13 protein-coding genes and 1 pseudogene are annotated in these 13227 nt (G+C 55.6%); 10 read left to right on the top strand and 4 right to left on the bottom strand.

Going from position 1 to position 13227, the window contains the following annotated elements:
* Window positions 1-29: 29 nt before the first annotated feature.
* The 3 genes from GWR55_RS05315 to GWR55_RS05305 all read left to right on the top strand — a co-directional run bounded on the left by GWR55_RS05315 (window position 30) and on the right by GWR55_RS05305 (window position 5022).
* Window positions 30-1079, top strand: a complete 1050-nt coding sequence (locus GWR55_RS05315) for a YncE family protein (RefSeq protein WP_162401327.1) — start codon at window positions 30-32, stop codon at window positions 1077-1079.
* Window positions 1080-1282: 203 nt separating this feature from the next.
* Window positions 1283-3949, top strand: a complete 2667-nt coding sequence (locus GWR55_RS05310) for a hypothetical protein (RefSeq protein ID WP_162401326.1) — start codon at window positions 1283-1285, stop codon at window positions 3947-3949.
* Between the two features lie 128 nt (window positions 3950-4077).
* Window positions 4078-5022 carry an alpha/beta hydrolase gene (locus GWR55_RS05305; RefSeq protein WP_162401325.1) on the top strand — a complete coding sequence of 315 codons (945 nt, stop codon included), beginning with the start codon at window positions 4078-4080 and terminating at the stop codon, window positions 5020-5022.
* A gap of 63 nt (window positions 5023-5085) precedes the next feature.
* Here GWR55_RS05305 and GWR55_RS19205 read toward each other — a convergent pair.
* A pseudogene (locus GWR55_RS19205) lies at window positions 5086-5133 on the bottom strand (hypothetical protein); the annotation flags it as partial.
* Window positions 5134-5325: 192 nt separating this feature from the next.
* Between GWR55_RS19205 and GWR55_RS05295 the strand changes: the two are divergent.
* The 4 genes from GWR55_RS05295 (at window position 5326) to GWR55_RS05280 (ending at window position 7993) form a co-directional block, all read left to right on the top strand.
* Window positions 5326-5742, top strand: a complete 417-nt coding sequence (locus GWR55_RS05295) for a cupin domain-containing protein (RefSeq protein ID WP_162401324.1) — start codon at window positions 5326-5328, stop codon at window positions 5740-5742.
* 120 nt (window positions 5743-5862) lie between these two features.
* Window positions 5863-6372 carry a DoxX family protein gene (locus GWR55_RS05290; protein WP_162401323.1) on the top strand — a complete coding sequence of 170 codons (510 nt, stop codon included), beginning with the start codon at window positions 5863-5865 and terminating at the stop codon, window positions 6370-6372.
* Window positions 6373-6475: 103 nt separating this feature from the next.
* The gene (locus GWR55_RS05285) at window positions 6476-6790 is read left to right on the top strand and encodes a multidrug efflux SMR transporter (protein WP_162401322.1); all 315 of its coding nucleotides are present in this window, start codon (window positions 6476-6478) and stop codon (window positions 6788-6790) included.
* Between the two features lie 147 nt (window positions 6791-6937).
* Window positions 6938-7993: a cytochrome P460 family protein gene (locus tag GWR55_RS05280; RefSeq protein WP_202925584.1), complete on the top strand. Its 1056-nt coding sequence runs from the start codon at window positions 6938-6940 to the stop codon at window positions 7991-7993.
* 380 nt (window positions 7994-8373) lie between these two features.
* Here the strand turns inward: GWR55_RS05280 and GWR55_RS05275 are convergent, their stop codons facing one another.
* Window positions 8374-8736, bottom strand: coding sequence for a RidA family protein (locus GWR55_RS05275; protein WP_162401321.1), 363 nt, complete (start codon window positions 8734-8736; stop codon window positions 8374-8376).
* The gene (locus GWR55_RS05270) at window positions 8730-9452 is read right to left on the bottom strand and encodes an SDR family NAD(P)-dependent oxidoreductase (protein WP_162401320.1); all 723 of its coding nucleotides are present in this window, start codon (window positions 9450-9452) and stop codon (window positions 8730-8732) included. The genes GWR55_RS05275 and GWR55_RS05270 overlap by 7 nt, the downstream gene beginning before the upstream one ends.
* Window positions 9453-10024: 572 nt before the next feature.
* Here GWR55_RS05270 and GWR55_RS05265 point away from each other — a divergent pair.
* From GWR55_RS05265 to GWR55_RS05255, 3 genes are all read left to right on the top strand, one after another.
* Window positions 10025-10264, top strand: a complete 240-nt coding sequence (locus GWR55_RS05265; RefSeq protein WP_162401319.1) for a hypothetical protein — start codon at window positions 10025-10027, stop codon at window positions 10262-10264.
* A 198-nt stretch (window positions 10265-10462) separates the two neighbouring features.
* Window positions 10463-11275 (top strand): type 1 glutamine amidotransferase domain-containing protein, encoded by an 813-nt coding sequence (locus GWR55_RS05260; protein WP_162401318.1) that lies wholly within the window; start codon window positions 10463-10465, stop codon window positions 11273-11275.
* A gap of 156 nt (window positions 11276-11431) precedes the next feature.
* Window positions 11432-11878, top strand: a complete 447-nt coding sequence (locus GWR55_RS05255) for a VOC family protein (RefSeq protein WP_162401317.1) — start codon at window positions 11432-11434, stop codon at window positions 11876-11878.
* A gap of 91 nt (window positions 11879-11969) precedes the next feature.
* On the opposite strand, the gene argJ is transcribed toward GWR55_RS05255, so the two are convergent.
* Window positions 11970-13202: a bifunctional glutamate N-acetyltransferase/amino-acid acetyltransferase ArgJ gene (gene argJ, locus GWR55_RS05250; protein WP_162401316.1), complete on the bottom strand. Its 1233-nt coding sequence runs from the start codon at window positions 13200-13202 to the stop codon at window positions 11970-11972.
* Window positions 13203-13227: the final 25 nt, after the last annotated feature.

Genomic DNA, 13227 nt, shown 5'->3' with positions numbered 1-13227 from the left:
GCCCACTTCATCCTGAAACGAGGAGGTCCATGCGCCGTCTGCATGGAGAACGCATCATGCTATTAAAACGACACCTGAAGATCACTCTCCCGGTTACCCTGCTTGCTGCAACTCTGCCGTCTCTGGCGCAGGGCAGCTGGAAGATCCGGACGACAATTCACGTAGGAGGAGAGGGCGGGTGGGACTACCTGACCGTCGATCCTCAGACCCATCGGCTGTTTGTTCCAAGAAGCACCCATACACTGGTGATCGATGCGAACTCGGGCAAGACGCTCGCCGATATTCCCGGCCAGAAGAGAGCGCATGGAGTTGCCATTGTCCCGGAGGCCGGCCGGGGATTCATCAGTGACGGAGGAGGCGACGGTGCAGTTATCGTCTTCGATCTCAAGTCCTATGCTGTTCTGGGCAAAATAGCAGCCGAGCCGGATGCCGATGGCATCATCTATGACTCTGCGCTGAAGCGTGTCCTCGTCGTATCGGGAGACAAGGGGGCGCTGATGTCGTTCAGCCCGGAGATCGATCCGGCAAAGGGCAAAATCGATCCCCCAATCGAACTAGGAGGCTCTCCCGAGTTCCTCGCGGCAGACGGCTCTGGCAAGGTCTACGTCAACCTGATGGACAAGGATGCTGTAGCGGTGGTCGATATGAAGGCGCGCAAAGTGATCGCGCGGTGGCCCGTCGCTCCCGGAGGCACACCGGTCGGCATGGCAATCGATACCCATAAACGGCAACTCTATATCGGCGGACGTAAACCGGCGAAGCTGGTCGTCATGAGCACAGAGAACGGCAAGGTCCTGTCTGCGCTTCCTATCGGTAAGGGCGTCGACGCCACCAAGATCGACGCCGGAGAGATCTTCGCCAGCTGCCGCGACGGATCGCTGACCGTGGCGCACGAAATCTCTCCCGGAAAATTCTCAGTGGAGCAGGTCGTTAGGACAGCAACCGGAGCAAGGACGATGGGAATCGATACGGCCACACATCGAGTCTATCTGCCGACAGCCGAATTCGAGACCGGAACCACAGAAAGACCCACTGAGAAGCCGGGCAGCTTCATGATCGTCGTGGTCTCTCAAGAATAACGATTCTGTGTCAGGAGATAAGAAGGGCCTCGAGCGATCGGGGCTTTTCATTTTGCTGGATCGAGATTTATCCGCAAGGTATTCAGCGTAATCGCTTACGAGTTATTTGCTTGAGGCTCAGTGTGGATCGAAGGTAGGCTAGGCGGGTTCATCGTTCAACGTTCGAACTGTTTTGAATCTGACCAACGGAGTGTTCCACTTCTATGAGTGCAGGCCTTAACCGCAGGACCTTCCTGAAGATCACCGGAGCCGCAGGCTCTGTCTCTGCATGCAGGCAGGCGAGTGCCGCAGACCGCAGCCATGCGGTTGCCATCGAGATTGATCGCGAATCTCCTCTTGCGAATAGCGAACCCGTATCGTGGGCGCTCGGTCGGCTTCAGAAGGAGCTTCGCGCCAAGGAGATGGAGATGGCGGCGGATTCCTCTGCGCTCCGTATTGTCATCTCGCAGCAGGGAAGCCCGCTCGCGAACAGTTTTCCGGCAACGGAATCAGCCATTTCCCGGCCGGAGACGGTCGCTCTCCTCGCCGGCAGCCAAAATGCTGTGCCCTCCATCCTGGTGACTGGTGTCGATGCGCGTGGGATCGTCTACGGCCTGCTGGAACTGGCCGATGAGGTGCGCTACAGCGATGATCCGATGCGTGCGCTCGTCACAAGAAGGTCGATAGTCGAAGTGACCCCGAACCGCGTCCGCAGTGTTGCCAGGCCGTTTCTGTCGGAGATCGAAGACAAGGCGTGGTTTTATGACCGCCAGTTCTGGACGGACTATCTGGATCGTCTCGCCGCAGCCCGCTTCAACCGATTCAATTTCGCGCTCGGCTTCGGATATGACTTTCCACGCGGCGTCACGGGCGACTACCTGCATTTTCCTTACCCCTACCTGGTAGAGGTTCCGGGGTACGAGCAGGTTCATGTAGAGCCGGCTCTTCAGGCCGGCGAGCGCGACCGCAATCTGGAGACTCTGCAGTTTATCGCCGCCGAGACGGCCCGTCGCGGAATGGAGTTTCAGCTTGGTCTGTGGACGCACGCCTATGAGTGGGTCGATAGCCCCAAGGCCGACCACCGCATCGTTGGTCTGAACCCTAAGATCCATGCACCCTACTGCCGCGATGCGTTGGCGGTTGTGCTCAAGGCATGCCCGCAGATCACCGGCCTTACCTTTCGCATTCATGGCGAGAGTGGCATCCCCGAGCGCAGCTACCCCTTCTGGGAGACGCTCTTTGAGGCGATCACGCGTTCCGGCAGGACGCTCGAGATCGAGATGCATGCCAAGGGACTTGATCCGACGATGATCGAGATCGCCCGAAAGACGGGAATGCCCGTCAAAGCCGGCGCCAAGTTCTGGGCTGAGCACCAGGGACTCGCTTACCATCAGGCCGACATTCGTGCGACGGAATACCCGAAGACCGGCGTGACCGGAACGTTCACCGTTTCCAGCGGAGAGCGCAACTTCACGCGCTACGGCTATGGCGACTTTTACGGACAGGACTCCATCAGCGTGGTGTATCGCGTGTGGCCGGGAACGCAGAGGCACCTCATCTGGGCCGATCCCGCACTTGCCTCCGGCTACGGCAACGCAGCTCACTTCTGTGGCGCGGCAGGCATGGAGTTGTGTGAGCCGCTTACCTTCAAGGGCCGCGAGGGTTCAGGACACCCAGGAGGCCGCAATGCCTACGCAGATCAAACGCTGGCAAAGCTTCATCCTGATTCGGAGAAGTTCGCTCTCACCTATCTCATGTGGGGCCGGTATCTCTACAGCCCGGACAGTACGCCTGCCTTCTATCGGCGGGTCTTCCGGCAGAACTATGGTGAAGCAGGTCTCGGTCTCGAATCGGCACTTTCCAATTCCAGCCGCATCCTGCCCCTGGTGACGACGGCCTGGCTTCCTTCGGCGTCCAATCACAGTCTTTGGATAGAGCTCTTTACCCCCATCTCGATCCTTCCCATCAAGGACAAGCCAATCTACTCCGATTCTCCCGCGCCTCACAACGTGAGCGTTATCAGTCCGCTTGACCCGCAGATCTTCCTCACCATCGATCAGTACGCCAAAAACCTTATTGGCGGGACAAAGAACGGTCACTACAACCACGCCGAGGTTGCCGATGCCATCGAAGGGATGGTTGCGCGCTCGAACCACTCCCTCACCGTGGCACGATCGTCTCTCGGCAAGAGAGCGGATGACGCTTCGTTTCGCCAGGTCGAAGAGGACATCCGCATCGTCAATGGGGCCGGTCTCTATTTTGCGAACCTCTTTCGGACGGCGCTCTACTACTCGCTCTTTGAACAGACCGGTGATCCGTCGCTGGCGAAGAAGGCGCTCGCATCCTACCGCGACGCCCGTAACGCCTGGGCCGGGATGGCAGCACGCGCGAGCAAGGTATATCAGGCGGATGTCAGCTATGGCAGTGTCTTTGTGCGCCGCGGCCACTGGGCAGACCGTCTGCCCATGATCGATCAGGATCTGGCAACGCTGACGGCGTACTTCAACAGCCGACCGAAACAGACAACGAAGACGGTCGATCTCACTAACCTCCTCAATCAAAAGTCTCGTCCTGTGCTCGAAGCCAAACATGCAGCGCCATCGCATTTCACCCGCACTGAAGACCTGACGCTCTCCATTGAAGCCCCCGAGACAGTTCACGAGGTGACACTCTGGTATCGCCATGTCAATCAGGCGGAACGATGGAGCCAGATGGCGATGACGTCTTCGGAAGGCACGTTCAAGGCAACGGTGCCCGGCTCTTACACCGATTCGCAGTTTCCATTCCAGTACTACTTCGAGCTGAAGACGCAGAATGCGGCCACACTGCATCCTGCGTTCAACGCCACCTTCAGCAATCAGCCGTACTTTGCATTGACCTCTGGAGCATAGGAGGAATTTGCATCCTGCAAGCTGTGTGCTTGTCCTGCAGGTATTAACCGAATTGATCCTGGTTTCTGGTCGTGAACTTCCACAACGTTTGAAGCCCTACACTGGGCGCATCTGTTGAGGAACTACGAATGAATCCTCTGATCCTTGTTGCCTGTCTTCTATTTGCATCTTTCGGCCTCAGCGCGCAGACGACTGCGTGGCAGCCTTCATCCGGCCATGTTCAAGTGCAGATATGGCCCGGTATTATTCCAGACGCGCGACCTGCAAAGGGACCGGAAACTGCAAAAACGACAGGGAAAGATTCTCTGGTTGCCGGAAGACCGTGGACGGCGATCAGTAACGTCTCCCAGCCGACGATGACGGTCTACTCTCCCAAGGGAAACAATACGGGCGCTGCTGTCGTCGTATTTCCGGGAGGAGGCTATGAGATTCTCGCGATGGATCTCGAAGGGACGGAGGCGTGTGACTGGCTCACCTCGAAGGGAATTACGTGCGTGCTTCTGAAGTATCGTGTGCCGGCCCCACGTTCCGCTCCCAACTGGGGAGCATACCCACAGTCCCCTATTGCATTGGAAGATGCTCAGCGTACCCTCGGGCTGGTCCGCTTTCATGCGGCGGAATGGCATATCGATCCACACAAAATCGGCGTGCTTGGATTCTCCGCCGGAGGCCACCTGGTAGCTGCCACAAGCGTGCACTTCAACCAGCGTCTCTATTCGCCTGTCGATCAGGCCGACAAGGTCAGTTGCCGTCCCGATTTCGCGGTTGCGATCTATCCGGGGCACCTTGCCTTCGGAAAGGATCTCTTTACTCTCAATCCGGATATCCGCACCCACATCACACCTCAAACGCCGCCAACCTTCCTCCTGCAGAACGAGGACGATGATGTCGATCGCGTCGAGGACTCATTGTCGTACTACGTCGGGCTCAAGAAGACCGGTGTTCCCGTAGAGATGCATCTCTACGCCCATGGCGGCCACGCCTTTGGCCTTCGTCGCACCAAGTCTCCAGCGACAGCATGGCCCGAGTTGGTCGAGACATGGTTGCACACCATTGGCATCCTCACGCCTTAATTGTCCGACTTGTCGCGTTCCGCGTGAGAATGAATACTGGATCCCGAGACTGCGAGTGGAAGGCATGCGAGCACCGGGCTTGAGCCTCCCATCCAGAATGGCGTTGCGCAACTCTGTATAGAGCTAACGCCAGCGCTCTCCTCGTCAGATGGCAAGTTGAGTGAGAGATTCTGAAATGTTTCTTCTTTAGCCATAGCTCGAGAGGGTGATCTATCCGTACAAAGTGGACTATTGAATGTTTGCATTATGGACCTTCTCTCTAATCCACAAAAAGCCTAGTGTGGGGTTAAGGAGATAACACCGATGCAAACAAATATGGCAAGCGTAAAACGAATTCTGCAGTTAGCCTTTTTCGTAGCCAGCACCCTAACCTTAACCAGTCCCCTGACGGCGCAGGAAACTATCACGCCGATCATGACGCACGCTCTTGCGGGAGACCCCGGGAGCGAAGTTCTGATGTACACCGTGGATTTCCCTCCGGACTTTTCGAGTCCTATCCACCGCCACGATGCGCAGGTATCTGTTTACGTACTGGAAGGCTCTGTCGTGATGCAGGTGAAGGGCGGAAAAGAGCTCACGCTCGGACCGGGCCAAAGTTTTTATGAAAACCCAAACGACATTCACGTCGTCAGCAGAAATGCAAGTAGCTCGAAGCCAGCGAAATTTCTCGTGTTCCTCATTCATAAGAAAGACACTCCGCTAGTGATACCAGTCAAGTGAATCGAGACCGAAGGCTGCCGAACGATTTTCAGCGGGACCTGGCCGTCTAGCGCCGGCGCCTGGGCAGGGCGATACGGATTCAAACGACTTTTCAAATTGAGACAAACAAGGAGTATCAAAATGTTTATCAGAAATGGCAGCTACAGCTCTCTGGTTTTGCGGCTTGGCCTTGGGTTGGGTTTCCTTTCAGCCGTGGCAGACAGGTTCGGTATGTGGGGTTCCTTTGGTCAACCGAATGTCGAGTGGGGAAGTTATTCACGATTTCTGGATTACACGCACAGCCTTAATTGGTATTGGCCGGCAGCGACGATTCCGGTGCTGGGAACTGCCGCAACTGGCGCTGAAATTCTCATCGGCCTTCTTGTCCTTGTTGGCTGGCACACACGCATCGCCGCGCGGTTAAGTGGCCTTCTCCTTATCGTCTTTGCGACAGCAATGACGATCGCGTTAGGACCTAAGTCGGTCTTGAATTACGCTGTGCTAACTGGAATCGGAGGCTCCTTCCTCCTCGCAAATTGTGAGATCTTTCCGCTCAGCGTGGATGGACTGCTGTCACGTCGATCCCGTTCCGAAGAGAGCAATGCCTATGTTCGGGCTACTCCGGAGACGTATAAGGCTCGCACGATGTGATGTCATTTGCTCAAGGCGCCGCGGCTTCATCAATCGACAATTGCTCTCCACCGAAACTTCGGCAACCATAACGCCTGGCAACCTAACGAATGGAACAATCCCCATGGCATGGACACTACTTTGTATGGCCGGTATCGTCGAGATCGCCTTCGCCTTCGGGATGAAGCAGTCTGAAGGATTTACGCGGTTGATACCGGCATTGTTTACGGTCGCAACCGGCCTGGCGAGCGTCATACTTCTTTCTATCTCACTCCGCACACTACCGGTGGGAACGGCCTACGCGGTCTGGACCGGTATAGGCGCGGCGGGCACTGCGATTCTTGGAATCGCAGTGCTGGGCGAGTCTGCTGCGCCGATGAGAATGTTCTGCATCGTTCTCATTCTGGCAGGAGTGACGGGACTCAAGCTCGTCTCATAGCTGGTAAAAATGGACCACTCCGCGTTAGCATCTTGACGGGAGAAGTAGGACACCCTCTGTACTCCAGTTCCAGGAATATCAAAAATTTAAAAGGGAAACGCACGCTGTACCGGGCCTAGAAGCTTTCTTGATAAAGGAGAACATTCGATGCCTGAACTCATGAGCGCTGTTGTGGACCTGCCGCGGATTCGTGGGTCGCGCAGAGGTGACCGCGATAGGGTGCTAAGACACAAGCTGATGCTTGGCGTGACCGGTGCGATGCTAGGCACGTTCCTGCAAGGTTGCTCGGCGAACAAACAGCCTTCCCGGGGAGAAACCAGCCTTGCCAACGTGGCGAAAGATGTCACCATTCCATTGGCGGCGGGGAAGATGAAGAACCCGCTGCCTGAGACGGATGAGGTGGTGAGCCAGGGCCGGGAAGTGTTTCTTGGGGCCTGCGCCCAATGTCACGGCGCGGAAGCGAACGGAGACACCACCGTGGGACGCAACATGTCGCCGCCTGCCATGGACCTGAATTCGCCCCACGTACAGCACTGGAACGACGCGGAGTTGTTTTGGATCATACAGAACGGAGTGAGCCACACAGGCATGCCTGCCTGGAAGTCGAACATCTCCGAAGACGATACCTGGAAGCTCGCACGTTATATCCATAATCTTTCTCGAGCAGGCACTGCATCCGCCTCCACTGCAGCCCCATCACAAACACAAGCCGCCATCTCCACACAGGATAAGTACGCCCTGAAAATACCGAATGGCCTTGCGTTCTCAGAGTTCAAAGGCTATGAAGGCTGGTCGCTGATTTCCCTTAGCCATAATGGAGATAAGCTTGCGGCAATCCTTGGGAATCCTGTGATGATCGATGCCTATAAAACGGGCATTCCCGGTAATGGCAAGCCCTTTCCGGACGGCGCCAAGATGGCGAAAATCCATTGGAACGCGAAAGTAGATGCTAGTGAACCCGGCGCGCCGACGGTTCCAGGTCCTCAGCATGACGTTGACTTCATGCTGAAGGACTCCAGGAGATTTGCGGACAGCGGCGGATGGGGCTACGGTGCCTTCGAATATGAAGCTTCATCCGGTAAGTTCAGGCTCGCAAACTTAACGGACAAGCCGCCGCAAGGCGATGACGCCAATTGCGGGTTTACGTGCCACACAAGCGTGAAGAATAAAGATTATGTCTTCACGGATTATGGACACCGGTGAAGCGGTATGCGCCGACAGTTCTTGTTGTTCTCTGCCATGAGTTGAGCCGATGCGGGCTCAAAAAGCATGGGAGGTGCTTCCTTGATCGAATCTTCCGATCTTCGGCGAGTGAAAAGGCCACTCAACAACGGAAGTGATCAGATGTCAACATCCGGTTTTGACTCCTGGATTCCCCAACCAACCGTACCGATAACCGCGACGAAGGATGGTGCCAGCGCGCTCAATGAGATATGCCGAGCCGTTGCTAAGACTAGATCAATACAGCGAAAACATTTATAGGCGAAGGTAAAGATTACAGTGTTTACTTTTGTGTCTTCATGAACTCACGTACCAGCGCGACAATCTCGTAAGCCTTGGTATCAAGTGCAAAGTGACCGGCATCAAGTATGTGAATGTCTGCATTCGGCACATCTTTGCGGTACCGTTCCGGCTCGCCAGGATCGAACGACGCGAGTCACTCTATCAAGTGAGCCCAGATGCTCTTTCGCCGAAGCAAGGACGTTTAAGGCCGCGATATAGGTTGCAGCGCGGTCAGCCTCGACATCGAGTTCTTTCCCCAGTCGGCCAACGTACTTCGGCTTGTGGTCAACAACCGGGAGCATTCCGCTAAAGAAAAGCAGATTGCCAGTCTGCACCGTCTCAGCATACGTGCCAAACGGCGTCGAGGGTGTTGGGAGTTGAATGCCAAGGTCCCGTAGTCGGTGTTCTGCACCGTCCGACTGCGACCGCTTGCCGGCTACCATCGTCCTACGTGCGCACCATCGTCCACGTGCAGCACCTCTCCAGTAATATGATTGGCCTCAGTCAGATAAATGACGGCATTGGCGATGTCCTTCGAGCTTGAGATCGTGCCCATAGGAGTTCGGGTTTTCAGAAGATCCGTCGGTGTCTCCTTATGGAGAGGCGTCTCTACTACACCCGGCGCGACCGCATTGAAGCGGATATGGTCCTTCGCATATTCACTCGCAAGGCTTAGGGTAATTGCGTTCAGTCCACCCTTGGTCATCATCGGGATCGATGCCGGAATGCCCGCGATGGGGTTATCGGCCAAGGCCGCTGTGATGCTTGTCACGCTGCCTCCGTTTCCCTGCGACAGCATCTGCCTGACTGCAAGCTGTGTCACCAGGACGAACCCTTCCAGGTTGACTGCCATGAAGCGGCGAAACTCTTCCGCGGTGTACTCCGTAAAAGGTTTCGCCGAGAAGATGCCTGCATTATTGACAACGTGATCGATGGAGCCGAAGTTCTCTACCGCGGCCCGCGCGACCTTTTCGGCTGTCGTTGCCTGACTGATGTCACCGTCGACCAATACGAGACTCGGTGATGATGAGAAACCGGCCTCGGAAACGCTACGTGATGTTGCAACTATGTTGTAGTCCCGATCAATAAAAGCCTGGACAATAGCCGCTCCAATGCCCTTTGAGGCGCCAGTTACGATGACCGTCTTCTTGCTTTCCATACTGAGGTACCTGGAATTTCAAGCCTGAAACCAATCTTGCGCCCCATGTTCCGAGCGGATCATGCGAAGTCGGTGTGATGCATATTTTATATGCAATCTTCTGGTGATTGCTGTGCACTTAATTCATTGTTTGGGATAACAGTACGTTCACAAAGCATGGCGAGCTGAAGGGAATTCCTCCTAGATTGGGAGGTGCTAACCGAGCTACTAATGAGGTACTAACCGAGCTACTAATAAGGATGCAACTACACGAGCGCCTATTAGGAGCGAATCGCTATTTGCTAGGGGGCGGGGATTTACCAACGGGAAGTATTAGGAATCCAGAATTTTCCGTGGCTACCAAGTGTGTAGCTCCGTTTCAGGAGCTTCCCGGAAGACTTTATCAAAGTTTAACTTTTGTACCATCGATAGTCCGTAACCGATGAAGAACTTATAAGGCTTTCGACAGAATTCAATGAGTGTACTGGCATGTTTTATTGTCAACTTAAGATCTGAATCGATCCACATTCGTCGCGCTTCTGCTAATCTTTCCTTGCAAAAATCGCTCGCTCTGACCTCGAAAGGAGCGCCAGATGGACGACGCAAATGGGCTGAAAGGTACCATATGCGTGACCGCGCTCATCGCGTCGACCGCGATGAGTGTGAACGCTTTACCGTTACGGGAAAGTGTTAGTCGGCGAGCGGCCAAGGGCCATTTCCAAAAGTCGAAAGAATTGGATTGCAGTACCCGGACCGTTAGCGGCGTGCTGAACCCGGCGATTGTTGTCGCCGGCCACAAGAAGCCTGGCACGATGTTACCTGCAGTACTTTGATCGGGCTCCAGAAAACTGGTGATATTCGACCGGAAGCTGTTCGATCAGGATGCGGCGCCGTGCCCGCATTAGGAGACCAATTAGCCGTGGTTGATGTTCAATCGCGGTGGCAGGCCATGCGCATTTTGTAGGAAGTGGCGGACGATGGGCTAACTCATGTTCAGTAGATCCGAGTTCAAATTCAAACAGGAGAACAAAATGACGACAAAAGGAAAGGTTTTAGTACTCGTTTCGAGCGGTCATGGTTTGCCCTTGAAAGATGGCAAGGTTTATACCGGCGCGGGGTACTATCTCAACGAGCTTACGGTTCCGGTTCGCACTCTGATGGGCGAAGGCTACGAGATCACTTTCGCTAACCCCAAAGGAAACACGCCACAAATGGATGTCCATTCGGCTGTCCCCGACTTCTTCGGTGGAGACGAGGCTAAGCTTCAGGACTACCTAAAATTTCGCGACACCTTGGATGGGCTTAAAAATCCAATGCGTATCTCAGATGTCATTGCATCGGGCCTGGATCAATATGACGCTGTTTTCGTCCCCGGCGGCCATGGTCCGATGATGGACCTGCTCGATGATCCCGACGCTGGTACAGTGCTGAGACACTTTCATCAAGCATCCAAGCCGACGGCAGTCCTTTGCCATGGCCCGATTTCACTTCTCGCGGCTCTTCCGAATTCGACGGAGGTTGTCGCCGCGCTTGCTGCGGGCGATGTCGCTGGAGCACATGCGAAGGCTCAAGGCTGGATCTATTCTGGATATAAGATGACTATCTTTTCGACAGCGGAAGAACAACAACGTGAGCCGCTTGAGATTGGTGGAAAGGTTCGCTTCTACCCGGACTTCGCCTTGAGTACGGCAGGCGGTGACGTAAGTGTGCTCGCTCCATGGACCAGCTATGTTGTTCATGATCGCGAATTGATCTCAGGCCAGAATCCGTTCTCTGATCACGCGCTTCTGAAACTTCTTTTGCCGGCACTCGATGGGAAGAAGAAGTCGGTTTCAGCTTCATAAGAATCAGGACGCCCCCGGAAAGAGCTACTTGAAAAAGGGAGGCAGGCATGGAGTGGGTATATCAATGAAAACCGCAGTCGGCGATTTTTTGCGGAGGCCGCCGAACTGTAGGCCAACCGCCCAGATGGGCATCCTTTATCGCAATTGGAGCCATCAATGAGCAGCGTACAAATCGACCAGAAGAGCTATGAGATGCCTCCGCGAGAAGGGATGAGCATCGCACATTTTCTAACTGTAGCCGACATCGACCGATCGCTCGATTACTACAAGAAGATCTTCGGGGCTCGCATTCTGAGCAGAGGCGACGGGAATGCGCCTGGGTACCTTCAACTCGCGAATATCTGGATGATTGTGAACGTAGGGGGCGGCCCGACACCGGATAAACCAACGGTGTCGCTCAGCGTTCCCGACCCGAATCACATCAATAGCTTTCTGAATTTCCGGGTTGCGGATATTCAAGCGTGTTATGAACTATGGAAGAGTCGCGGAGCGGAGTTCATCACGGCGCCAATCCCCAAGTATGGCGAGATCCGCTGCTACATCCGTGACCCTGATGGTTATATCATCGAGGTCGGACAGAGCACCGACCAGACGTACGGTTGACGCCAGAACCAGTCCCAATCTGCGGCCGCGGATTGGGACTGGTTCTGGCATGCGTGCAACTGATGTGAGAAAGCGAGCCGGATATCGTTGCCTACGTCGAGTAGTCTGCGTTGATCCTGACATACTCCGCCGTCAGATCGCAGGTGATGAATCTGCACTCTGCGTCGCCCTGTCCCATATCCATGCGGATCGTGTAATCCCTCTGCTGCATGACCGTATGGGCACGTGCTTCGTCGAAATCAGGTGAGCGCATACCGTTTTCATACACCGGCTGTTCGCCAATCCGCACCTTGACCTTCGCGGGATCGAATTCGACCCCGGAATATCCGGCAGCGGCCATCAGGCGGCCCCAGTTCGGGTCCGCGCTCGACCATGCCGTCTTGCATAGGGGCGAGTGGGCGATGGATTTTGCAATTTGTCGGGCCTCGTACTCATTGCGCGCGCCAGTGATGTGCAGCGTTACCACGTGAGTCACGCCCTCTCCGTCGTCCACGATGGCATAGGCCAGCTTCTGGCAGACTTCGTTGAGAGCCGCGGCAAAGGCAGCCTTGTTCTGATCATTCAGTCGCACACCGCTGGCGCCGCTGGCCAAAAGAAGAACGGTATCGTTGGTCGAGGTGTCGCCATCGATCGAGATGGAGTTGAAGCTCTTATCGACTGCAAGGGGTATCAGCTCTCGCAACTGCGAGCTCTCTGCTTCGACATCAGTAAACAGGTAGACCAGCATGGTGGCGTGCGGCGCCACGGGAGCTCCCAGCTGCGGGTGGATCATTCCTGCGCCTTTTGCGACCCCGAAGATCCTGATCTCGCCATCATCGGTGTGGAGCGATGTCTGTGCCACCTTCATCCGGGTGTCCGTGGTCATGATGGCGCGGGCGAAGCTCTTCGCATGCTCCGCACTGTTCCCGAGCGAAGCCTTCAGCTCGGGTAGTGCTGCGATCACCTTGTCTGCGGGAAAGGGAACCCCGATGATGCCTGTGGAGGAAGGGAAGACCTCGTCAAAGATGCATCCGAAGGTCTCCGCTGCGGCCGTGCAGGTGCTGTTGCAGGCATCGAGACCTGCCTGCCCCGTGGCGCAGTTGGCATTTCCGGCGTTGACCAGGACCAGCCCGACTCTTCCGCCGGTTGCAGACATGTGGTTTCGGCCTACTGTTACCGGGGCTGCAACGACCTGGTTGGAGGTGAACACTGCCGCCCCCTGGGCTACGCCATCCACCAGGCAGGCCGCGAGATCCGACTTGCCGCTCGCCTTGATGCCTGCCTTCACCGCGGCCCACAGGAAACCTCCCGGTAGGCCCTCCATCACTTTCATCTCGAGACTCATAGAATCCAATCTATCAAGCAGATCA

The sequence above is a fragment of the Edaphobacter sp. 12200R-103 genome, assembly GCF_010093025.1.
Classification (GTDB): Bacteria; Acidobacteriota; Terriglobia; order Terriglobales; family Acidobacteriaceae; genus Edaphobacter.
The sequence above is the reverse complement of the archived record's forward strand: the minus strand, read 5'-3'. Positions and strand labels throughout refer to the sequence as shown.

What these genes read in the sequence shown, in the direction of transcription:
- GWR55_RS05315 (WP_162401327.1), top strand. Translation starts at nt 30, where the DNA reads ATGCGCCGTCTGCATGGAGAACGCATCATGCTATTAAAACGACACCTG.
- GWR55_RS05310 (WP_162401326.1), top strand. Translation starts at nt 1,283, where the DNA reads ATGAGTGCAGGCCTTAACCGCAGGACCTTCCTGAAGATCACCGGAGCC.
- GWR55_RS05305 (WP_162401325.1), top strand. Translation starts at nt 4,078, where the DNA reads ATGAATCCTCTGATCCTTGTTGCCTGTCTTCTATTTGCATCTTTCGGC.
- GWR55_RS05295 (WP_162401324.1), top strand. Translation starts at nt 5,326, where the DNA reads ATGCAAACAAATATGGCAAGCGTAAAACGAATTCTGCAGTTAGCCTTT.
- GWR55_RS05290 (WP_162401323.1), top strand. Translation starts at nt 5,863, where the DNA reads ATGTTTATCAGAAATGGCAGCTACAGCTCTCTGGTTTTGCGGCTTGGC.
- GWR55_RS05285 (WP_162401322.1), top strand. Translation starts at nt 6,476, where the DNA reads ATGGCATGGACACTACTTTGTATGGCCGGTATCGTCGAGATCGCCTTC.
- GWR55_RS05280 (WP_202925584.1), top strand. Translation starts at nt 6,938, where the DNA reads ATGCCTGAACTCATGAGCGCTGTTGTGGACCTGCCGCGGATTCGTGGG.
- GWR55_RS05275 (WP_162401321.1), bottom strand. Translation starts at nt 8,736, where the DNA reads ATGGTAGCCGGCAAGCGGTCGCAGTCGGACGGTGCAGAACACCGACTA.
- GWR55_RS05270 (WP_162401320.1), bottom strand. Translation starts at nt 9,452, where the DNA reads ATGGAAAGCAAGAAGACGGTCATCGTAACTGGCGCCTCAAAGGGCATT.
- GWR55_RS05265 (WP_162401319.1), top strand. Translation starts at nt 10,025, where the DNA reads ATGGACGACGCAAATGGGCTGAAAGGTACCATATGCGTGACCGCGCTC.
- GWR55_RS05260 (WP_162401318.1), top strand. Translation starts at nt 10,463, where the DNA reads ATGACGACAAAAGGAAAGGTTTTAGTACTCGTTTCGAGCGGTCATGGT.
- GWR55_RS05255 (WP_162401317.1), top strand. Translation starts at nt 11,432, where the DNA reads ATGAGCAGCGTACAAATCGACCAGAAGAGCTATGAGATGCCTCCGCGA.
- argJ (WP_162401316.1), bottom strand. Translation starts at nt 13,202, where the DNA reads ATGAGTCTCGAGATGAAAGTGATGGAGGGCCTACCGGGAGGTTTCCTG.